The organism is Enterobacter sp. JS8-1 (assembly GCF_049187015.1).
GTDB classification, from domain to species: domain Bacteria; phylum Pseudomonadota; class Gammaproteobacteria; order Enterobacterales; family Enterobacteriaceae; genus Enterobacter; species Enterobacter mori.
Map to the genome: position 1 here is coordinate 14,934 of NZ_CP185807.1, position 19,538 is coordinate 34,471.

General features: G+C 55.2%; 24 protein-coding genes. All 24 read left to right on the forward strand.

Annotation, left to right across the window (positions count from 1 at the left end; translation table 11 throughout):
* Window position 1 precedes the first annotated feature (1 nt).
* The 24 genes from ACOQH0_RS24125 (at window position 2) to traG (ending at window position 19,536) form a co-directional block, all read left to right on the forward strand.
* The gene (locus ACOQH0_RS24125; RefSeq protein WP_143347812.1) at window positions 2-481 is read left to right on the forward strand and encodes a hypothetical protein; all 480 of its coding nucleotides are present in this window, start codon (window positions 2-4) and stop codon (window positions 479-481) included.
* A 240-nt stretch (window positions 482-721) separates the two neighbouring features.
* Complete coding sequence (locus tag ACOQH0_RS24130; RefSeq protein WP_143347814.1) at window positions 722-1,186, forward strand: hypothetical protein; 465 nt, start codon at window positions 722-724, stop codon at window positions 1,184-1,186.
* Window positions 1,187-1,259: 73 nt separating this feature from the next.
* Window positions 1,260-2,144 carry an SPFH domain-containing protein gene (locus ACOQH0_RS24135; protein ID WP_143347815.1) on the forward strand — a complete coding sequence of 295 codons (885 nt, stop codon included), beginning with the start codon at window positions 1,260-1,262 and terminating at the stop codon, window positions 2,142-2,144.
* Between the two features lie 113 nt (window positions 2,145-2,257).
* Window positions 2,258-2,812 carry a type IV conjugative transfer system lipoprotein TraV gene (gene traV, locus ACOQH0_RS24140; protein WP_127728893.1) on the forward strand — a complete coding sequence of 185 codons (555 nt, stop codon included), beginning with the start codon at window positions 2,258-2,260 and terminating at the stop codon, window positions 2,810-2,812.
* Window positions 2,809-3,063, forward strand: coding sequence for a hypothetical protein (locus tag ACOQH0_RS24145; protein ID WP_143346234.1), 255 nt, complete (start codon window positions 2,809-2,811; stop codon window positions 3,061-3,063). Before traV ends, ACOQH0_RS24145 begins: the two co-directional genes overlap by 4 nt.
* Window positions 3,060-5,669: a type IV secretion system protein TraC gene (gene traC, locus ACOQH0_RS24150; RefSeq protein ID WP_421512518.1), complete on the forward strand. Its 2,610-nt coding sequence runs from the start codon at window positions 3,060-3,062 to the stop codon at window positions 5,667-5,669. Before ACOQH0_RS24145 ends, traC begins: the two co-directional genes overlap by 4 nt.
* The gene (gene trbI, locus ACOQH0_RS24155; RefSeq protein WP_421512519.1) at window positions 5,666-6,079 is read left to right on the forward strand and encodes a type-F conjugative transfer system protein TrbI; all 414 of its coding nucleotides are present in this window, start codon (window positions 5,666-5,668) and stop codon (window positions 6,077-6,079) included. The genes traC and trbI overlap by 4 nt, the downstream gene beginning before the upstream one ends.
* On the forward strand, window positions 6,076-6,711 hold the full coding sequence (traW, locus tag ACOQH0_RS24160) for a type-F conjugative transfer system protein TraW (RefSeq protein WP_333156163.1): 636 nt from the start codon (window positions 6,076-6,078) through the stop codon (window positions 6,709-6,711). Before trbI ends, traW begins: the two co-directional genes overlap by 4 nt.
* Entirely contained in the window at window positions 6,708-7,100 is a 393-nt protein-coding gene (locus ACOQH0_RS24165; RefSeq protein ID WP_333156165.1) for a hypothetical protein, read from the forward strand. The genes traW and ACOQH0_RS24165 overlap by 4 nt, the downstream gene beginning before the upstream one ends.
* A complete protein-coding gene (locus tag ACOQH0_RS24170; protein WP_176261204.1) occupies window positions 7,091-7,369 on the forward strand; it encodes a hypothetical protein in 279 nt (92 codons plus the stop codon). The genes ACOQH0_RS24165 and ACOQH0_RS24170 overlap by 10 nt, the downstream gene beginning before the upstream one ends.
* Window positions 7,360-7,905, forward strand: a complete 546-nt coding sequence (locus ACOQH0_RS24175) for a hypothetical protein (protein ID WP_421512520.1) — start codon at window positions 7,360-7,362, stop codon at window positions 7,903-7,905. Before ACOQH0_RS24170 ends, ACOQH0_RS24175 begins: the two co-directional genes overlap by 10 nt.
* A 102-nt stretch (window positions 7,906-8,007) precedes the next feature.
* A complete protein-coding gene (locus ACOQH0_RS24180) occupies window positions 8,008-8,223 on the forward strand; it encodes a hypothetical protein (protein WP_029403804.1) in 216 nt (71 codons plus the stop codon).
* Between the two features lie 55 nt (window positions 8,224-8,278).
* Entirely contained in the window at window positions 8,279-8,602 is a 324-nt protein-coding gene (locus tag ACOQH0_RS24185) for a hypothetical protein (RefSeq protein WP_023345504.1), read from the forward strand.
* A complete protein-coding gene (gene traU, locus ACOQH0_RS24190) occupies window positions 8,599-9,597 on the forward strand; it encodes a conjugal transfer pilus assembly protein TraU (protein ID WP_032656090.1) in 999 nt (332 codons plus the stop codon). Before ACOQH0_RS24185 ends, traU begins: the two co-directional genes overlap by 4 nt.
* A gap of 10 nt (window positions 9,598-9,607) precedes the next feature.
* Window positions 9,608-10,231: a type-F conjugative transfer system pilin assembly protein TrbC gene (gene trbC / locus ACOQH0_RS24195; RefSeq protein WP_333156170.1), complete on the forward strand. Its 624-nt coding sequence runs from the start codon at window positions 9,608-9,610 to the stop codon at window positions 10,229-10,231.
* Window positions 10,228-12,087 (forward strand): type-F conjugative transfer system mating-pair stabilization protein TraN, encoded by a 1,860-nt coding sequence (traN, locus tag ACOQH0_RS24200; protein WP_421512521.1) that lies wholly within the window; start codon window positions 10,228-10,230, stop codon window positions 12,085-12,087. The genes trbC and traN overlap by 4 nt, the downstream gene beginning before the upstream one ends.
* Entirely contained in the window at window positions 12,084-12,866 is a 783-nt protein-coding gene (gene traF, locus ACOQH0_RS24205; RefSeq protein WP_333156174.1) for a type-F conjugative transfer system pilin assembly protein TraF, read from the forward strand. Before traN ends, traF begins: the two co-directional genes overlap by 4 nt.
* 9 nt (window positions 12,867-12,875) lie before the next feature.
* Window positions 12,876-13,367: a hypothetical protein gene (locus ACOQH0_RS24210; protein ID WP_333156176.1), complete on the forward strand. Its 492-nt coding sequence runs from the start codon at window positions 12,876-12,878 to the stop codon at window positions 13,365-13,367.
* Window positions 13,364-13,582, forward strand: coding sequence for a hypothetical protein (locus tag ACOQH0_RS24215; protein WP_248202633.1), 219 nt, complete (start codon window positions 13,364-13,366; stop codon window positions 13,580-13,582). The genes ACOQH0_RS24210 and ACOQH0_RS24215 overlap by 4 nt, the downstream gene beginning before the upstream one ends.
* Window positions 13,572-14,180, forward strand: coding sequence for a type-F conjugative transfer system pilin assembly thiol-disulfide isomerase TrbB (locus tag ACOQH0_RS24220; protein WP_421512522.1), 609 nt, complete (start codon window positions 13,572-13,574; stop codon window positions 14,178-14,180). The genes ACOQH0_RS24215 and ACOQH0_RS24220 overlap by 11 nt, the downstream gene beginning before the upstream one ends.
* 17 nt (window positions 14,181-14,197) lie before the next feature.
* The gene (locus ACOQH0_RS24225) at window positions 14,198-14,461 is read left to right on the forward strand and encodes a hypothetical protein (RefSeq protein ID WP_063409490.1); all 264 of its coding nucleotides are present in this window, start codon (window positions 14,198-14,200) and stop codon (window positions 14,459-14,461) included.
* Window positions 14,458-14,862: a hypothetical protein gene (locus ACOQH0_RS24230; RefSeq protein WP_333156179.1), complete on the forward strand. Its 405-nt coding sequence runs from the start codon at window positions 14,458-14,460 to the stop codon at window positions 14,860-14,862. Before ACOQH0_RS24225 ends, ACOQH0_RS24230 begins: the two co-directional genes overlap by 4 nt.
* The gene (gene traH, locus ACOQH0_RS24235; RefSeq protein ID WP_148577026.1) at window positions 14,855-16,219 is read left to right on the forward strand and encodes a conjugal transfer pilus assembly protein TraH; all 1,365 of its coding nucleotides are present in this window, start codon (window positions 14,855-14,857) and stop codon (window positions 16,217-16,219) included. The genes ACOQH0_RS24230 and traH overlap by 8 nt, the downstream gene beginning before the upstream one ends.
* On the forward strand, window positions 16,219-19,536 hold the full coding sequence (gene traG, locus ACOQH0_RS24240) for a conjugal transfer mating-pair stabilization protein TraG (RefSeq protein ID WP_421512523.1): 3,318 nt from the start codon (window positions 16,219-16,221) through the stop codon (window positions 19,534-19,536). The genes traH and traG overlap by 1 nt, the downstream gene beginning before the upstream one ends.
* Window positions 19,537-19,538 lie beyond the last annotated feature (2 nt).

Below are 19,538 nucleotides of genomic sequence, written 5' to 3' on the forward strand. Positions count from 1 at the left end.
TATGTCGTTTAAAACTGAGCTGGATGCTATCGAAGAAGACCTGAAGAAATGGCGTGCCGGGAAAAGGCTACATAAGTACCGGATATTTTGGTGCGCAGCAGCCATCCCGGGCAGCATGTTTCTCTACAGTGTTTTTTATCAACAGCCTGGATTTATCTTTATGGGCATGGTCCTCGGTTTCCTCTTGTTCGTGGCAGCGTCAGGCAAAATGGACGCTCCCGATAGCTGGGAAGGCCGAATCAATCAGGCATTACAGTCGGTTAGCCCGCGAGATAAAGACGCGTTCGAAAAACTGTGCCGCACAGTGAAAGAGAAGAGGGCAATAGAGCCTGATGACATTGCTGCATGGCTCAAAGACGAAAAAGAAGCGCGTGCGCTTTTCGAGCGTCAACGAGATGAGCAGCAACGCTACAGCTTCACTGAATGGCTGGATAAACGGGAGTCTGGCCAGAAGGCCGAATGTAATGGAGAGGGCAAATGAAAACGCAAGCGCAGGGGGGCGGGCCAGACTGCAAAGCAAAGGATGTGAACCGTCGAATAAGGATAACAGTTAACTGGCTCTATTCGTTTTGTTGGGTCCTCTGTTGGGTGGCGGTGATTGCAATCATTATCAAAGGAGTACGGGAGGAATACGCATTTCGCATCTTTGGTGCAATCTTCATGGCCATCGTCCTGACTCGTATACGCCCCCCCATCTGGCCAGATAACTAAGGAAGCCGAAATGCGTGACGACGAGCGTAATAACAGCCTGCTCAGGAGCATGCGGATACACATTGCTGAATGGGAGGCAGGACGCGCCACTCCGGAAGGAAGCCGGTTCATGTTTATCTGGCTTGTCATGTACCTTGGGACCGCGTGGCCGGTTCTCGCGTACTGCCAACTACTATGGGCGCTGGGTTTCCTGGTTATCTGGTTCTTTTCGAGTCAATGGATATGCAGGCGAATTGTCCCTCACTACAACGAAAGCTGGGCGGAGGTATTCGACAGGAAGCTTTCTGCTTATGAACCCCTGAACCTTTCTGCCTGGGAACACCTGAAGCACCAGGCTGAAACAGAGGGGCTGACGGCCAGCAACGTCAGAAACTGGTATCAGTTGGAAGCAATGAGCGTCTGGCCAGAAAAGAAACCAGACCTGAAGTTTCTCCATAAAACTACTGACCGTCGCGGGAAAACGGGAGAGGAGTGAAACGTAATACGCCAATCCCCGTAATTACCCCGCCTCCTGCATCAAAACTGAAATCAATATCAATGGTGGCTATATGAGATACACAACCGATTCAGAAACAGGTCTTAACCCCCGCGGTCTTTTCCTCATTATGGGGGGAGCTATCGTCATCGCCAGCCTGCTTATTGCCTGGCTCTCATTTTACAGTATTAACGAAGGCGAAAGGGGAGTGCTGCTGCGAAACGGGCGTATTGTTAAAGTCGCTCAGCCCGGCCTGGGACTGAAATGGCCGATCATCGAAAGCGTGGAGAAAATAACCGTAAGGAATGAGGCCATGCTTTATGAAGGTATGAGCGCCTACAGCTTCGATCAGCAACCCGCAAAAATGACCGTATCCGTGAACTTCCATGTTCTGCCGACTGAAGTGGAACGCGTCTACAGTGGCTATCAGACGGTTGATAACATGAAAACGCGGCTGATTGCCCGGCAGATACCTACACAGCTGGAAAACGTTTTTGGACGATATACCGCAATAAGCGCGGTTCAGGACAGAGCGAAGCTGGTACAGGATATGCAGGCCGCGCTGCGGAAAAGTGTTGATGGACCGGTGGTGATTGATACCGTTCAGATTGAAAACATCGACTTCTCGCCGGCATATGAGAAATCCATTGAGGACAGAATGAAAGCTGAGGTGGCCATTGCCACACGGACGCAGAACCTCCAGACAGAGAAAATTCAGGCTCAGATAGCGGTCACTCAGGCTCAGGCCCAGGCAGACAGTAAACTGGCGGCAGCAAAGGCAGACGCTGAATCAATACGCCTTCGCGGAGCCGCAGAAGCTGAATCCATCCGCCAGCGCGGTGATGCACTTCGGGATAATCCCGGTCTGGTCAGTCTGACGACGGCTGAACGCTGGGATGGAAAGCTTCCGGCATCAATGATCCCCGGAGGTACCGTACCTTTCCTTTCGGTGAAGTAACCTCTGACATGCTGTGCAGCTAGTTTTCACTGTGCTTCAGTGCAACTGCAAATAATCGAAACTGAGTATTACCCCTCCCTGAATACCCCTTAAATTAAAACCGGAGTTACCCCATGAAAAATCTACTGGGTGCTGCACTGCTGTGCAGCGCACTGACCGGCTGCGCCGGTCTCAATTCTGATTTCGACTGCAACAAGACCGCGACCGACCAGTGCCTGACTACCGGTGAGGCCAACAAGCTGGCCGCTCAGGGTAAAAGTCTGGATGACCTGACGGCAGAGAAAACCGCAAAAAAGCCTGCGGGTGAAACCCTGCCGGCACTGCGCAATTCAGCACCGGTCGTGAATCCCTTCCGTCCTGTCTCCGCCGCAGCAACCGGAACCACTGCCGCTAAGCCTGCTGCACCGAGCCCTCTGACCACTGCGCCGGCGAAATCGTCTGGCTCGCTGGTCACGCCGCTGACCACGCCAAGTCATGCGACCCCTGTGCCGGTTAACACTGCAGGCCGCGTTCCGGTTCAGCGTATTCCTGACGCCACGCAGCGCCTGTGGATTGCCCCCTGGGTGGACACAGACGACAACTTTCATCAGCCGGCTGTGGTCGAGTTCGTGAAAAACAAATCCCACTGGGATGAGAGCTACCGCGTTATCGGGGAGGGCGGGGAATGAGCAGCCACTACGTTACCGGCAAGAACGGCATCGATCATCTGGCGAAATCTTTAATCCATTCACGGAAAGGAACGACGCAAATCACCGCCACACAGTCAGTCGATACCGACGATGAAACGCTGGCCGTTCTGAGCGTCAGCTGTGACTGGCAGATTAAAACCGCCGGTGATGCACCGCTAACCGGGCAAATGAACGAAGAGAAGCTGCGTCGCCTGGAGTTAATCCGGGCCGCTGCGGAGGGCCGAAAATGAGTTTTGTCGACAGCCTGATGGATATGCTGAAAAACGGGAAAGAGGAAGACGGTGCAGCAACGGCCCGCAACAACCTTTCCCAGACCTGGGACTATCCGTCCCTGGTCGCTGCGCTGCCGTACCGGTATTACGACGACAGGAATGAAATTTTCGTCAACGCCGGCTCTGCGGGCTTCATTATGGAGGCCGCCCCGCTTCCTGGCGCGAACGAGCAGGTGATGGCCGCGCTCGATGACATGCTGCGTAAGAAGCTTCCCCGCCAGACTCCTGTGACCGTCATTATGCTTGCCAGCAAGTGTGTCGGGGAACGTATCGATCGCGGCGTGAGTAACGACATGTGGAAAGGGGAGATGGCCGAACACCTCAATAAAATTACCCGCGCGTTCTGGCAGCGTTCCGCGCTGCACGGCCTGGCCAACGAACGGGAATACCCGCTCTACCTGCGTAACTACCGTATCTTTATTGTCTATGGTCAGCCCATTAAACGCGCTTCCCAGGTGCAGCGGGTGATGGATGACCTGATTCAGATACGTAACACCATCCGCGTCTCACTGGGAGCCGCGCGCATCGACAGCATGAACACCGATGTGCACGCATTCCTGTCTGCGGTACGCGAGCAGATGAACTACCGTCAGGAACAGGTGCTGACGTCCTCCGGGGACTACAACGAGGATGAGAAGCTCAACCGCCAGGTGGTTGATCCCGGGATTGACCTGAAGGTGCATCCATCGCATATCCGGATGGAGCTGCCTGAAACCATTGACGCGCGCGGGACACGCCTGCCGGCATCGGCATGTCGTATCATCAACATGCAGCTTGCTAAAAATCCGCGTCGATTCGCGCTCTGGCAGGGGGCTGACAATCTGCAGAACCTGCGTTTTCCCGACCTCGGGATACCCTGTCCCTTTATGCTGACCTGGACGACGGCGCTGGAAGAACAGACCAAAAGTCAGAGCGAGGCTTTCCGTAAAGACCAGGACCTGTCTAAAAAGGCCAACTCAGCCTACGCTGCACTGTTCCCCAACACCAAAAAGGCTGCAGAGGAATGGCGGCGTACCCGGGAGCAGCTTCACAGCAATGAAATCGCGCTCTGCAATACCTACTTCAACCTGACCCTGTTCGCCCCGGATAACAATACCGAGGCACAGAAGTGTGAACTGGCCGCCGTCAACGTGTTCCGTAAGAACGAGCTGGAAATGGTGACGATACAGTACCAGCAGATGCGCAACTGGCTGGCCAGCTTCCCGTTCGTCATGCAGGAAGGGATGTGGGAAGACCTGAAGATGACGGGGGCAACGCTACGCTCCAAGTCATGGAACGCGGTGAGCCTGATGCCGGTCGTCGCCGAACGCCAGCTGTCCAACGTGGGTATGCCACTGCCGACCTACCGCAACCAGGTTGCATTCTACGACATGTTTGGTGAAGAGAACGGCAGTACCAACTTTAACATCGCCGTCACCGGCACGTCCGGGGCCGGTAAATCCTTCCTGACGCAGGGCATTCTTCGTGACGTACTGAATGCCGGGGGATACGCCTGGGTTATCGACATGGGGGACAGCTACAAGAACTACTGTCACCAGGCCGGCGGGGTTTATCTCGATGGCTCCAGGCTGCGCTTTAACCCGTTCGCCAACGTTAAGGACATTAATCATTCTGCGGAAGGGATTGTGCGCCTGCTGACGGTACTCGCCAGTCCGACGCAGCCGCTGGATGGCGTCTGTGAAGCAATCCTTCAGAAAGCGGTAATGGATGCGTGGGAGAAGAAGGCAAACAAAGCCCGTATCGACGACGTTCATAATTACCTGACCAATGAGGACGTGAATCAGGCGTCCGCAGATAAGCCGACCATCATCGCGCGCCTTGCTGAGCTGGCCATGCTGCTCGAGACCTACTGCACCTGGGGACCCGACGGAGAATACTTCAACGCCGACGCACCGACGCTCGATGGTGAAACCCGCTTCGCGGTGCTGGAGCTGCTGAGCCTGGAAGACAAGCCGAAGCTGCTCTCGTCCATCCTGTTCTCGCTCATTCTGGCGATACAGGAAAAAATGTACCACAGCCCACGCGACCTTAAAAAAGTGTGCATCATCGACGAGGCATGGCGCCTGCTGGGTGGCTCCAACCCGCACGCTGCACGGTTTATCGAAACCGGCTACCGCACCGTGCGTCGTCACCGTGGGGCATTTATCACTATCACCCAGGGCATCAAAGACTTCAGCGCCAGTAAGGAAGCGGAAGCCGCCTGGAACAACAGCTCCACCAAAATCACCCTCTTGCAGGATGCGAAGGCATTTAAACAGTACCTTGCCGATAACCCGGATCAGTTCTCGGACATGGAAAAAGAAGTTATCCGTGGCTTCCAGCCAGCCCTGCAGACCGGCTACAGCTCCCTGCTGATAAACGCCGGTGAATACAGCTCCTTCCATCGCCTGTTCGTCGACCCCGTGACGCGTGCCATGTTCAGCTCGCGTGGCGAGGACTTCGCTTTCATGCAGAAAGCGCAGAAAGAAGCGGGAGCGACAGCGGAAGAGGCGGCATATCTGCTGGCGGAGAAAAAATACGGCAGTGAACTTCGCGAACTTGAAGAGTGGGTGAAAGCAGCATGAGTGAACAACAGGACAAGCCGTATGACGGCGACACCGTCCGCGACAGTGTAACGATAGCCAGCAAAACATCCCGCTGGGTTAAAGCCAGCATGCTGGGGCTGGCGGGACTTCTGGTTATGACAGGCGTGGCATATGTGACGGCGAAAGCCGTCACCCCTGAGGTGGTGGTCTTCGACATGAAGGGGACGGTGGACCTCTTTAAGCAGCAGTCTGCGCAGCTGCCGCTCGATGAAGGTAGTGCAAAAGCGATGACAGTGCAGTTCAACGCGGCGCTGACGGACAGTCTCACGGAGTGGCAGGCCTCACATAACGCCATCATTCTGGTGAAACCGGCGGTGATAAGCCCGCAGCGCGATATCACAAATGAAATCCGTGTTGATATCGCACGTCGTACCCAGGGGGGCCAGTGAAAAAACGAACGCAGCTGACGGCCATGATGCTGCTGATGCTCTCCGCCGGCAGCGGGGCGAAAGATCTCGGTACCTGGGGCAACGTCTTCGAGCCTGCAGAGCAGGACATGCTGGCGTTTATCCAGAATCGCCTGAAGGGAATGGAGCAGACGGGCGAGCTGGACCGCCTTCGCAAAGAGGCAACGGAAAGAGTGAAGGAGCATGCGGTACGTCCGACGCCAGTGGAAGGGCTCACGAAAGCGAAGGAATACCGCAGCTTTGCCTGGGACCCGACATTTACCGTGAAGGAGACGATCACAGACATGCAGGGCAACGTGATCGCCCGCAAGGGTGACACGGTCAATCCTCTGGATAAGGTGCCCTTCAGCCAGGTGCTCTTTTTTATCGACGGCGATGATAAGGAGCAGGTGAACTGGGCACGACAGCAGCTCGCCGGCCAGACCAGCGTGAAGGTCATCCTGGTGAACGGCAACATCAAAGAAACCAGTGATGCGCTGAATGAACGTATCTACTTCGACCAGTCTGGCGTACTGACCCGTAAATTCGGTTTTGAACACATCCCTGCGCGGATATCGCGCGACGGCCACGTGATGAAAGTGGAAGAGATTCCGGTATCAGGAGCGAAAAAATGAGTGCAACAACGTTAGGTGACCTGTTTCCCGAAATGCGTCAGGCGGTCACATCCCATCGACGTTACGGCAGAAAACCGCGCAAACCCGTTGAGATAACGCCGCGCATGGGAACAGCAGAACGACTGAAGACGCTGTACCCCGAAATTGACTCCTGGCATCCGGTACTGGTGACCAAAGCCTGGCTCCACTGGTGTGAGCAGAACCAGCAGGACAGCCGGGAACCGTCCAGGCGTGATGAACGTTTCCCTGACTACATCATTCTCCTCTTACTGGAGAACATGCGGGCCGAGGACAGCGCGAAACGTAAAAAGGGCCCGACGCTGTCACTTTCCGAGCGTCTAGACAGGTTGTTTGCAGGCGAAGGGCAGGAGAACGCCGAATGTCACTGATACACAATACCGCTGTGCCGCCAGCGTCTCAGCAAATGGCTGGTCACAATGCTGATACCAGAAGCTGTGACGAAACCGTGAATCAACTCTGTCAGCTATACCCTGAGATCGCTTCATGGCAACCGGCGCTGATCGCCGGTGCCTGGCACCAGTGGTGCGCGAATAACCAGCGTCAGCCTATAGCGCCGGAAGAACGAGATGAGGCGTTTCCCCTGTACCTCGTCAGGCTTATCCGCAACAGAATGGAGGAGATGAACGCATGGCGTTAATCAGCTGCTTCACCGGCCATCAGGGGCTGCAGGGGATGCTCACCTGTTTGCGTGATACTGAGGGCATGACCGGTATTCTGGTCGTCGTTGTGCTACTCGCTGGCTGGATTGTTGTTCAGTACGTGGCATGTGCCCGGCGTGAACGCCGGGCGTGGGAGAGCAGATCGGGAATCCCCGTCCCTCTCGTACAATTTGGCGGTGCCCGACATGCCGATGCGGTTCACGCCTTTGCTAACCGGGAATACTATCAGGTATTGCTCGCAGAGCTGGAAAAAGGCCTGACTGAGGCGGGCTATGCACTCACTCGCGATGAATCACTGCGCGTGACGATCCCAGAGGCCGACTGGCTACAAATTAGCCGCCGGATTATTCGGGTACGCCTGTGTTATACGGCACCGAGAGTCACTGAGGAGGCGATGCAGGACAGCGAAGATGCAGCAGTGAACGATGGTTACGCCGGCTCGTGGCTCAGATTACTCATACGTGGCAGTGAGCGCATTGGCTGGTACATCACCAGACCGGAAAACAGCCAGTGATTAACCGCGCTGCCCTTCAGGATGTTCGGTGCTCACTGCGTTGCGCTCCGCCTCAGCCTGAATGTCATCCCGGTTTCCGATTAACCCCGACCAGGTAACGCCATGAAAAAAGACCCTGTTACTGAAAAGGGCCGGAATGTCACCTCAGTACGTCACGATGAGGGTTCGGCCCGACAGATGGATGAAATCCTCAATGATAATCCACTGTACAAACCCTCGCATGTTCTGCGCGGCGCCATTCTTGCCCTGTACGAAATGAGCCAGGAAGAACGTCTGGCCATCATTATGAAAGCGGCCGGCAAAGCCAAAAACCATTAATCCTTTTATAAGCCCTCCCGCCGTCCGGTGGCTGCGGCACTCCCGGAGATACCCCATGACTCACCCTGAATCTGTCAGGCCGGTGACGGTTACCCGTGACCGCAATGGCTTCTGGACGCACCCTCATTATTTTGCACCTGCCAGTGATGAGGCCACACAGACTGAATTTGGCGACTGGATGCGCCAGCACAATCTGATCTGTGCCACCCGCTGGATGGAAAACGACGCGCCTCCCCAGGTGATTGCCGACTGGGAAAAGGGAAAACAAAACATCAGTGACTGGCTTCCTTCCGCGCCAGAGGGGGAGGGCTGGTTCATTGGCTCCATTCATGACACTGAGGACGGCCCTGTCTGTGTATGGCTGCGGGAGGTGAAATGAAGCGTTTCTCATGGCTTGCCGGTGTGATGCTGGTCCTGCTGTCCTGGATGCCAGCTCAGGCAACGGCCGCAGCCAGCAACGCGGGTGATGGCCGCTGGGTTAACCCGATAAGCGATGTCTGCTGGAAGTGTCTGTTTCCGATGACGCTCGGTAATATTCAGCTGGCCGCCGGTCCACAAAAGGATACCAACAACCCGGCTTCGCCGATCCAGATTTGTCCATATGGTGTGTTTTATCGTATCGGTCTGGCCATCGGGTTCTGGGAGCCAATGGCGATGGTGGACGTAACCCGTGAGCCTGGCGTCATGGTCAACATGGGCGGCTTTAAAATCGATCTCGGACGAACGGGAACGGGAACCGCAGGGCAGAGTGACCGGCCCGCTGCCGGCACGTTCTACCATGTTCACTGGTACAAATACCCGCTGATTTTCTGGCTGAACATCATCACCAGCCTGGGGTGTCTGCAGACCGGCGACATGGATATTGCCTATCTCTCCGAAGTTGATCCTCTCTGGAATGACAGCACCCTCTCGATGCTGATTAACCCCGAGGCAGCGCTGTTCGGCAACCTGATCGCTCAAGGGGCCTGTGCTGCTGACGCAGCTGCATCATCAGCTGGCCTTCCGCTGTCGCCGCTGTTCTGGTGCGCAGGTAGTCAGGGTTCTATCTACCCGCTAACAGGCTTTACCAGCGGTGAGTTTTCTCCGCTCGAGGCCTCTCTGCTGGTCGGAGAACGAATGGCCTTCAAGATGCATCGTGAGGGACTGGTATGGAACTCCGTGGGCGCGGACGTCGCCGTATGTAACCAGTATCCATCCCCGATCATCCCGAAAGAGCGATGGCGATACCAGATGGTAAACATGTACCCCGAACCGGGTAACTGCCATCCCTTCGGGGCCAGCACGCAGCTCTGGGGCACAACGCATAACTCTCCATCCTCCAAAAAGAACTTCGGCTACCTCTTCTGGCGCAAACGTAACTGCGTATTCCTTTAAGGACATGACAATGAAAAACGCTTATCTCCGGGCGCTGACGATCAGCGTCATGATTGCTTTCGCGCCGCTGGCCCTGGCGAGCGCCCAGACCGATATCTCCGTCTCCGACCATAGCTGGATCAAAGGTCAGCAGAATGCGCTGACAGCGATGAAGGAAGACCTGCAGGGGCATCCGGCGGCCGCACCCGTCTTACCGCAGCAGCAACTGGACCTGATTAACCGCCTGCAGGGCGATATCGCAGCCCAGACCAACAAGATGGGGGAAAAAGACACGTTCCCGGCTATTTACTTTGTGAGCCTCGGTATTCCACGTGAAGGTCTGCTGCCCATGCTGAAGGATGCCCGTCGTTACAACATTCCGCCAACACTGCGCGGCCTGGTTAATAACGACATGCGACAGACCGCGGCGGCAATGTTTGAGCTGAGTAAGGAGGACAAGGACGCTGGCGTGCAAATCGATCCAACGTTGTTCACTCAGTACAACATCACCACGGTGCCCGCCCTGGTGGTGACCTGCACTGGCCACTATGACGTAATCAGGGGAAGTCTGCCCCTGCAGCAGGCTCTCGAAAAAGTAGCTGAAAGTGGTGATTGTGCGGCAACGGCACGCCATCTTCTGGAGGCCGGAAAATGAAAAAACTACTTTCAACGGTGCTGATGCTTTTTCCGCTTCTGGCTGGCGCAGCTGATCCTGCCTTTGAGGCGGGAGCGAGCTTTGGCAAAGGCAATGCTTCCGCCGGGACGGGAGCCCTGAAAAATCCGGATACCGTCACGGGGGCAATACCAGGCTATACCGCTAACCCACCGGAGAAAGGGTATTACGGCGGCGTGGATGGCGGTGACGGTGGGCTGGCCAACAAAGGGCAGGCCGCTCTGAAGGGCAATGACGCAGCGCAGTCGGTTATCAACTCCGGAAAAACGAACCCGACGCCCGCCATCGATCCGAACGCACCTTTCATCACTATCGGTAAAAATGCGGAAGCTGGCGCTGACGGTGTGCTAAACGGGACCGCGAACCAGTGTAAGGAGGTGACGGTATCGAAAACCACCTTTGAAAATTATACCTGCGATAAGGATGTGGCCTCAGTGGAAGCCTGTTCAAGAACGGCAACACCTGGCGGACATACTTCCACCACGACAGTGCAGAAAACTTTCACACTGACGGCGGCCAATGGCGATGTTGTTTTTACGAATAACGGTACTTCCTTAAGTTTTAGTTTTAAAGCGCCGGCATCAGGACCGGTGATCAGCGCGCATTTTTACTGGGCGGATCGCGATGTCAATGCCGGGAAAATCTCCTGGTGGGGCGTCAGTCAGACGATTGTCGGAAAAGCCTTTAACTGGGAAATGCCGGGCGCTCCGGGGACACCGTTGTCGCAGGGGGGCTCGTTACCTGCCGGTTCCTATCAAAGCACCGGATGTGTTAGCGGAAAGCAGGATGTCTGTAGAAAACATATCCGGGAGCAAATAGCTGACTTTCAGTCCGGTGCGTCAGGCTTCACGCTGGTCCTCGTCATGAACGCGGTTGAGACCACTTTTATCCCGGAAGTTAACTGGACCTCATCCTGTGGCCTGGATATGTCAAAGGCGCAAAAAACCACGTCAACCTGCACCTCTCCGGGCGGAAATAAAACCATTGTTAACAATGGCCAGAGCTATGACGTTTATAGCGACTGCTGGGAGTACACCGATAACTATGTCGTACCGTCAGACTCCACAGGAACCTGCTCATCGCTAATGACGAATCCCTCCTGTACGGCGGCAGGCACCACCTGCACCGAATCGACCGACGGGCAATGTACCCATATGAGCTACACCTACCAGTGTCAGACCACGCATCAGTCGGGCGGCCTGGTCTGCGGCGGCGACTACATCTGTAAGTCAGGCGAGTGTGACGACACCAATGGTGCCGGAAGCAGCGGTTTTGATACGGCGGTGGCCAAACTGGCAGGTCTTGCCTCGGCAGCAGAAGACGCAAAAGACGCCAGCAGTACCATTGAGGTTAAAGCCTTCACGGGGAAAGCCATGCGCTGTCGTAAGGCTTTTGCAGGTTTCTCTAACTGCTGTAAAGACTCTGGCTGGGGACAAAGCGCCGGGCTGGCCGCATGTGATGATGAAGAAAAAGCTATAGGGAAGGCGAAGGCGAAGAAAATCACCGTCAGCGTCGGCGAGCGCTGTGACCGTCAGGTGCTGGGTGCCTGCATCCAGAAAAGTCAGGTCTACTGCGTCTTTGACGGCAAGCTTGCCCGCATCATTCAGGAGCAGGGGCGTCGCGACCAACTGGGCGTTAAGTTCGGCAGCGGCGACAGTCCGAACTGCCGGGGTATCACTGTCCCGGAGCTGCAGAGTATCGACTTCGACAAAATCAACTTCTCTGACTTCTACGAGGATTTGATGAAGAACCAGAAAATCCCCGATACCAGCACGCAGGTCCAGCAGATTAAGGAGCGCATTGCCGCGCAGGTGAATCAGCAGGGAGGTGGTAAATGAAGCGTGTCCTCTGTGGCCTGCTTATGGCGCTGACGAGCCATACGGTGATGGCCGAGGAGATTGTGACGCCGGCAGAGCCGTTCACCGGCTGGTCCTGGTACAACGAGCCGAAAAAGCCGCCGGAGCAGCCCAGAAAGCCACAACAGCCTGCACCGCAGGCCATTCCGGATCTCAGCAAAATGTCCCCTATGGAACAGGCCCGGGTGCTGAAAGGGTACACACAGGAGGCGCTTAACCGCGCCATCCTCTTCCCCTCACGGGAAAACACGGCGACGTTCCTGCGCTGGCAGAAATTCTGGACCGATCGGGCATCGATGTTCAGCCAGTCCTTTGCGGCGGCGCAGCTGAGCCACCCGGACCTCGACTACAACCTGGAGTATCCACACTACAACAGCATGGCGCCGTTTATGCAGACCCGCGACCAGCAGACGCGGCAGAGTGCGGTGGAGCTCCTGGCGCAGCAGTACGGTCTGTTCTACTTCTACCGGGGCAGTGACCCGATTGATGTGCAGATGGCGGGCGTGGTGGCGGACTTTGCGAAAACTAACGGGATTTCGCTTATACCGGTATCGGTTGATGGCCAGGTGGCAGCCTCCCTGCCGCAGAGCCGTCCGGATACGGGGCAGTCCCGGTCGATGAATATTACGCACTTCCCGGCGCTCTACCTTGTTGACCCCCGGAGCAAGAATTACCGCGCGCTGTCATACGGCTTCATGACGCAGGATGACCTGTCTAAGCGATTCCTGAACGTGGCCACCGGCTTTAAACCCAATTCCTGAGAGATCATTATGACCAAAACACTTTTCACCCTCATCCGTGATGCAGGGCGGGTCGCCATGTATTCCTTAGTCTTTGGCCCGGCACTGGTGCTGTATGTGTTTGTGATGCTGTCTGTATCAGACGGCTCACTTTCCCGGCAATTCCTGACGACCTTTCATGACCTGACTGACGGTGCGCCTGCCGGCAAGGTCATGGGGTGTGTTAATGAAAATGTGATGGCAGGACGCTTCTTGCCACCTGAACCCGGAGAGTCATTAAAGCCTGTGCCTCCTGCCTTAGCGAAAGCACCGCCTGAAGTGTTGTGTCGGCGTGGCCCTGTGGATAGCGATTCGTGGGCGCGTGCGACAGATGCAACGTTGCTCAACACCTGGATTATCTCGGTGATGTTTGGCTTTGGCGTGTGGTTTGTATTCCGAGGCCTGAACCTTGCCGCCCGAAAGAAAAATTCACCAGACTCGCATTCGGTTTTGGCACGGCAAAACAAGGAGACACATGAATGAAACCCGCTATTCTCGCAGGACTGATTTTCTGGGGCACGATGGCGCGCGTACTGAGCGAGCTGATGACCTGGTCGGTTGAGCATACGCAGCAAGGGCTCTTATGGCTGTGCAATGGTATGTGGGCCGGGGCGGCTGGCATGGTGGTGTATGCCGTGTATCGCTGGTTCCGTGACGAAAAAGGGCACACGCATAAGGAAGGCGACCATGAACATTAAAACCGGACTCACGGCTCTGCTGATGTGCCTGCCCTTGCTGGCGAACGCCGGGGCGCGCGAGGAGTTAATGGCGCTTGAAGCGACAAAAATGGCCTCTGCTGACGCTGCTACCGTCACCGCCTCCACCGTTCCGGTTCCCGCGCCAGCCAGCCTGATGGCGCTGCCGGACGGACGTCGGGCTAACATGAAAGATTATGCCGTGGTGCTCTTTATGCAGGCGCACTGCCAGTACAGCGCTAAGTTTGACCCGCTGCTGAAGGGCTGGGCTGATGAGCATGCCATCAGGGTGTACCCGTACACCCTTGACGGCGGCGGGGACGTATCTTACCCGACCCCGATGATCCCGCGTAAGACGGACCCTAACTCTCCCATCGCAGATGAGATTGTCACCTTCTTCGGAAACGGTTTGCCAATTGCGACACCGACGGCCTTTATGGTCAACGTCAACACCCTGAAAGCCTATCCACTCACCCAGGGCGTGATGGACATCCCGGCACTTGAGAGCCGTATGGCCAGCCTTATTCAGGCTGACATGGATAACGTCGATCCAAAAATGTTGCCGCCAATGCCGGCAAGCGCGCAGGTCACCCCTCAGTAATACAAACGGACTACAAAATGACGACAAATACGTATGCGTTATCGCGTACCGAGCGCGTGTGGCTGTTATTCAGCGTGACGCTGCTTGTCTCCGCAGCATTCTACGGGGTGCTGGCCCACCGGGTGGTCAGCGTCATGGATCGCCCTGAACTGACAACCTGTCTGCAGGACTTACCGGTGCTCCTGCTTATTTCGCTGAGCATCGGGTTCTTTTTCACCGTCACCGGGCTGTACGTCTGCCGACAGACCCTTGCCAGGAACCCCCGGGAGGAGATTGCATGAGGCTTACCAGACTGAAGACGTTTATCCGGAACCAGGCTTTCGCGATAGTGAAAGACTGTAGTGCGGATACTGAAGCCCGAAAATGGACGGATTTGTTAACCCTTAAACTGTTTTATGCCTTAATTTTTACCTCCGTAGTCGAAAGGGTATACGTGACGTGCGCCATCACAACGCTCAGTGCGATGTCCGTTGACCACGCCGAACAGTTCACGCTCTCGCTTCTCATCCACTATCCGCAGTACCTATTGTGGGGCGTTATGGCCGCGATTATCGCGCTCATTGCGGTGAATTTACTCGTCTGCAGCTGGCTCAGTCTGGCCAGATATCTTTGCCGTAAAATTAACTGTGCTGACAGCCCGGCAGGCAAGAATACGCAAGCTGTGGAGGTGCCAAATGATTAAGGCGCTTATTACGGCAGGGATCGTGTTCTTCTCAGGCCTGGCTGCTCTGCCTGCTCAGGCGGACGTCAACGGCGATCTGAACGGTTTCTTCAATAATCTGGGCTACAGCGGCAACGTGACTCAGGCGCAGGCCTGGCAGGGGCAGGCGGCAGGGTACTTCTCCGGTGGCTCGGTATACCTCCGGAACCCCGTAAAAAACGTCCAGCTGATCTCGATGCAGCTGCCTTCCCTTAACGCCGGCTGCGGCGGTATCGATGCCTATCTCGGGTCGTTCAGTATGATCAGCGGCGAGGAAATCCAGCGATTCGTGAAGCAAATCATGAGCAACGCCGCCGGCTATGCTTTCGATCTGGCCCTGCAGACGATGGTACCGGAGCTGAAGCAGGCTAAAGATTTCCTGCAGAAACTGGCCAGTGATGTTAACTCCATGAACATGAGTTCATGCCAGGCTGCTCAGGGCATCATCGGCGGGTTGTGGCCAGTGACGCAGGTCTCCCAGCAGAAAATCTGCCAGGACATTGCCGGCGAAACCAACATGTTCTCCGACTGGGCGGCTTCCCGTCAGGGTTGTACCGTCGGAGGACAGGGCGACAAAGTCACGGCTAAAGCCGGTGATGCTGAGAAGGATCAGGTGCTGAAGAACAAAAACCTTATCTGGGACACCCTCAGTAAGAATGGCCTTCTCGGCAACGACCGCGCGCTGAAGGAGCTGGTCATGAGTACCGTCGGCTCCATCATTTTCAACAAGAATGGCGATGTGACAATTCTGACGCCGCTGGTTGATAACCGCGACCTGATTAAAGTCCTGATGCGCGGGGGAACGGCGAAGGTCTACGGATGTGACGAGTCCACACTGTGTCTGGGACCTGTTGTCACCAATCTGACGATTTCCGAGTCCAACGCTCTGGTTACGCTGGTTAAAAACCTGATGCTCTCAATGCAGAACAAGCTGGTCGACGATACTGCGCTGACCGATCAGGAAAAAGGCTTTGTGAACACCACCTCTGTACCGGTGCTGAAGTATCTGACTAACGCCCAGAGTATGGGGATGAGCGCCACGTACCTTCTGCAGGTCTCCGACTTCATTGCCCAGGACCTGATGATTCAGTACCTCCAGGAGCTGGTGAAACAGGCAAGCCTGTCTCTGGCTGGCAAGAACTTCCCTGAAGAAGCTGCCGCAAAACTACGCGACAACATTATTCATGCGCAGGGACTGCTGGCCGACATGAAGCTGCAGTCTGCGGCTGACCAGAACGCGCTGGACGGTATCGACCGCAACATGCAGTACCTGCAGCAGCAGGTGTCCACCATTGTTTCAGGCTCCTATCAAAGCAACTATCACTGGGGTGATCGCTGATGCTTGAGATATACACCATTTATGGCGGGGGAATGTGGAAAACGGCGCTGGACGCCGTAGTCACCCTTGTCGGTCAGAATACTTTCCACACTTTACTGCGTATTGCCAGCACCTTTGGGGTGCTGGCCGTACTGCTTACCTTCATCAAACAACGTAACCCGATGGTTTTCGTCCAGTGGCTGGCGGTCTTCATGATCCTGACATCCATCCTGCTGGTACCGAAACGCTCAGTGCAGGTCATTGACCTCTCTGATCCTGGGGCGGTCTGGGTCACCGATAACGTACCGGTTGGCCTGGCGGCTATCGCGTCTCTTACTACCAGTATCGGGTACAAGATGGCGTCGGTTTACGACATGCTGATGGCCAGACCCGACTCAGTGACCTACAGCAAAACCGGGATGCTTTTTGGCTCGCAGATTGTGGCGGAAACCAGTGACTTTACGACGCAAAATCCGGAGCTGGCACAGATGCTACCGGACTACGTGGAAAACTGCGTGATCGGCGACATTCTTCTGAATGGAAAATACACCATTAATCAGCTGCTCAATTCTACTGACCCGTTGACGCTGATAACCAGTAACCCAAGCCCGCTGCGTGGCATCTTTAAGATGACCTCCACTTCACGCCAGTTCCTGACCTGCCAGCAGGCCGCAACGGAGATCCAGAAGCTTGCCAATACTGACGTTAACCCGGGCAGTGCGACGTTCACCTGGCTGACGAGAAAGGTTTTCGGCAACAAGCTGAATGGCGCGTCGCTTCTGGCCAACTCAATGGGGGACAGTTATGGGTTCTTCTATGCCGGTGGTATGACTGCTGCGCAGATCATGAAGAACAACATCACGAACAGTGCAGTTAGGCAGGGTATTAAAGGGTTTGCGGCTCGCTCATCCGATACGGCTAACCTGCTTAATCTGGCCACCGAGAACGCTGCAACCAAACAGCGCCTCGCCTGGGCTGCAGGTAACGAGCTGGCGACCCGCACGCTGCCGTTCGCACAGTCCCTGCTGATGCTTATCCTTGTGTGCCTGTTCCCGCTGATGATTGCGCTGGCCGCATCCAATCACACGATGTTTGGCCTGAACACCCTGAAAATATACATTTCCGGGTTTATCTACTTCCAGATGTGGCCGGTAATGTTCGCCATTCTTAACTATGCCGCCAACTACTGGCTGCAGAGCCAGTCCGGGGGCACGCCCCTGGTGCTGGCCAATAAGGATGTGGTTGCGCTGCAGCATTCGGACGTGGCGAATTTGGCAGGGTATCTGTCCCTTTCCATTCCGGTGCTGTCGTTCTATCTGACCAAAGGTGCAGCGGCGATGGGCTCTCAGGTGGCAGGGAGTGTACTCAGCTCGGGCGCCTTCACGTCAGCTGGTGTGGCAGCGACCACAGCGGACGGAAACTGGTCGTTTAACAACATGTCGATGGACAATGTCAGCCAGAACAAGATGGATACCAACCTGATGCAGCGTCAGGGTCAGCAAACCTGGCAGGCGGATAATGGCTCCACGCAGACTCAGACGGCCGGTGGCCATACGGTTATCGACGGCTCGGGTGCAATGTCGAATCTGCCGGTGAACATGAAGCTCAGCCAGCTGGCCAGCAGTGGTTTCCAGGAGTCAGCCCGCCAGTCGCAGGTACAGGCGCAGACTGCTCTCGATGGCTACAACCACAGCGTTACCAGTGGCTGGTCGCAGCTCTCTCAGCTTTCTAATCAGACCGGTACCAGCGACAGCCTAATCAAAGGCAGCGAAAACAGCCAGGCCACTAACGCAACGCGCGGTGCCAGTATGATGATGTCTGCTGCAGAGAATTACGCGAAGGCGAATAATATCTCTACGCAGGAGGCTTACAACCAGCTGATGTCAAAATCTGTTGAAGGCAGTGTTAATGCGGGAGCAAGCGGTAAATTCAACACCGGCGATCAGGCATTCGGGAAAATTGGGAAATGGGCTACTGGAGTCAGTGCAGAAGCACATCTTGGTGCAGAAGTTAAAGGGGCGAGCGGAAGTTCGCATGGTACCCAGGAAACTAACTCCAGTAATCAGGATATGCGACACGACCAGAACAGCCAGGCAGTTAATGACTTCCGGCAAGGTATGGATATGGTTAAAAGTAGCCGAATCACCGAGGGTGCAAACCATTCCGAGAATGCAGCAAGCAGCAATGTTCAGCAGTTTGCCGCAACACTCAATGATGCGGAAAGCCAGTACCATCAATACACCACCAGTTCAACGCAGAGTAACGAGTTCAGCCGTATGGCCACCGTTGCTCAGAACCAGAGTGCAAGCCTCGATACGAACTATACCCAGGAGTTTGTGGACTGGGCGGCTAATAAATACGGTGATAAGGCTCAGTCCATGCTGACAAGTGCGCCGTCGGCGCGCGAAGCGGCAATGGAATTCGTTAATGAGCGTCTTAAACCTGAAATTATGGGCGACTATCAGCAGGGGAGAGTGGATCTTAGAAGCGGTAATGAGCATGCGGCATTCAGCGGTGAGCATATTGTTCAGCCAGCCCATGGCAGTCAGCAGGTATCAGGTACATCCGGTAATGTAGGAGTAAGTTACAGTTCTCTGGAGGGCGATGCTCATAGCCAGGGAGGTGTTGGCAATGTCCAGACATCAGGAACGACTCTGGTCACAGGTTATGGAGGCCAGCAGGGTGGGCAGATTACACCTGCAGGTGAAAATATTTCTACCAGAACAACCGAGTATGTTTCGCGAGGGAATGAGCAACCAACAAATCATGAAGGACAATCTGCCGGACAGAGAAGCAGCACGGGTAATATCACCTCGTCGGTAAGTATGGTTAACACCGGAAGACACTCAGCTGCAGATGAAAATGCCGGCCATATTGCAGAATCACATCCGGAGTTCCGTCATTCAGGAGTTGTTAGGGAGCAAGGGACCGTACATGGCCAGGAAAGTGAAGTTACTCATAACCGTTCTGGTATTAATGTCGGCGGCGAAAAAGTACGTGGTGATGCTATAGAGGAGGCATACAAAGAAAATCAGGCTAAGCTGCACGAACATTCCTCGCAGGGTTTTGGTCCACAGAATGAGTTACAACGACGAGTGGCGGAACAAAGATCTGAAAATGAGCATAAAATCAACGAATCTGCTGGAGAAATTGGTAAAAAACAATCCACTGTTCAGGCATCCAGTGATATATTGAAAGGAGAGCTTCATAATTCACAAAGTTCATTCTCGAATGGTTTAAATAAAGAGAAAATCAGTCAGGGGGAATCATCTCCTGCTGAATATGATGATGAAATGAAACGTAGATTAGCTGAGCTAAGAGAAAGGAAGACGGGCTGATT

What these genes read in the sequence shown, in the direction of transcription:
- ACOQH0_RS24125 (WP_143347812.1), top strand. Translation starts at nt 2, where the DNA reads ATGTCGTTTAAAACTGAGCTGGATGCTATCGAAGAAGACCTGAAGAAA.
- ACOQH0_RS24130 (WP_143347814.1), top strand. Translation starts at nt 722, where the DNA reads ATGCGTGACGACGAGCGTAATAACAGCCTGCTCAGGAGCATGCGGATA.
- ACOQH0_RS24135 (WP_143347815.1), top strand. Translation starts at nt 1,260, where the DNA reads ATGAGATACACAACCGATTCAGAAACAGGTCTTAACCCCCGCGGTCTT.
- traV (WP_127728893.1), top strand. Translation starts at nt 2,258, where the DNA reads ATGAAAAATCTACTGGGTGCTGCACTGCTGTGCAGCGCACTGACCGGC.
- ACOQH0_RS24145 (WP_143346234.1), top strand. Translation starts at nt 2,809, where the DNA reads ATGAGCAGCCACTACGTTACCGGCAAGAACGGCATCGATCATCTGGCG.
- traC (WP_421512518.1), top strand. Translation starts at nt 3,060, where the DNA reads ATGAGTTTTGTCGACAGCCTGATGGATATGCTGAAAAACGGGAAAGAG.
- trbI (WP_421512519.1), top strand. Translation starts at nt 5,666, where the DNA reads ATGAGTGAACAACAGGACAAGCCGTATGACGGCGACACCGTCCGCGAC.
- ACOQH0_RS24165 (WP_333156165.1), top strand. Translation starts at nt 6,708, where the DNA reads ATGAGTGCAACAACGTTAGGTGACCTGTTTCCCGAAATGCGTCAGGCG.
- ACOQH0_RS24170 (WP_176261204.1), top strand. Translation starts at nt 7,091, where the DNA reads ATGTCACTGATACACAATACCGCTGTGCCGCCAGCGTCTCAGCAAATG.
- ACOQH0_RS24175 (WP_421512520.1), top strand. Translation starts at nt 7,360, where the DNA reads ATGGCGTTAATCAGCTGCTTCACCGGCCATCAGGGGCTGCAGGGGATG.
- ACOQH0_RS24180 (WP_029403804.1), top strand. Translation starts at nt 8,008, where the DNA reads ATGAAAAAAGACCCTGTTACTGAAAAGGGCCGGAATGTCACCTCAGTA.
- ACOQH0_RS24185 (WP_023345504.1), top strand. Translation starts at nt 8,279, where the DNA reads ATGACTCACCCTGAATCTGTCAGGCCGGTGACGGTTACCCGTGACCGC.
- traU (WP_032656090.1), top strand. Translation starts at nt 8,599, where the DNA reads ATGAAGCGTTTCTCATGGCTTGCCGGTGTGATGCTGGTCCTGCTGTCC.
- trbC (WP_333156170.1), top strand. Translation starts at nt 9,608, where the DNA reads ATGAAAAACGCTTATCTCCGGGCGCTGACGATCAGCGTCATGATTGCT.
- traN (WP_421512521.1), top strand. Translation starts at nt 10,228, where the DNA reads ATGAAAAAACTACTTTCAACGGTGCTGATGCTTTTTCCGCTTCTGGCT.
- traF (WP_333156174.1), top strand. Translation starts at nt 12,084, where the DNA reads ATGAAGCGTGTCCTCTGTGGCCTGCTTATGGCGCTGACGAGCCATACG.
- ACOQH0_RS24210 (WP_333156176.1), top strand. Translation starts at nt 12,876, where the DNA reads ATGACCAAAACACTTTTCACCCTCATCCGTGATGCAGGGCGGGTCGCC.
- ACOQH0_RS24215 (WP_248202633.1), top strand. Translation starts at nt 13,364, where the DNA reads ATGAAACCCGCTATTCTCGCAGGACTGATTTTCTGGGGCACGATGGCG.
- ACOQH0_RS24220 (WP_421512522.1), top strand. Translation starts at nt 13,572, where the DNA reads ATGAACATTAAAACCGGACTCACGGCTCTGCTGATGTGCCTGCCCTTG.
- ACOQH0_RS24225 (WP_063409490.1), top strand. Translation starts at nt 14,198, where the DNA reads ATGACGACAAATACGTATGCGTTATCGCGTACCGAGCGCGTGTGGCTG.
- ACOQH0_RS24230 (WP_333156179.1), top strand. Translation starts at nt 14,458, where the DNA reads ATGAGGCTTACCAGACTGAAGACGTTTATCCGGAACCAGGCTTTCGCG.
- traH (WP_148577026.1), top strand. Translation starts at nt 14,855, where the DNA reads ATGATTAAGGCGCTTATTACGGCAGGGATCGTGTTCTTCTCAGGCCTG.
- traG (WP_421512523.1), top strand. Translation starts at nt 16,219, where the DNA reads ATGCTTGAGATATACACCATTTATGGCGGGGGAATGTGGAAAACGGCG.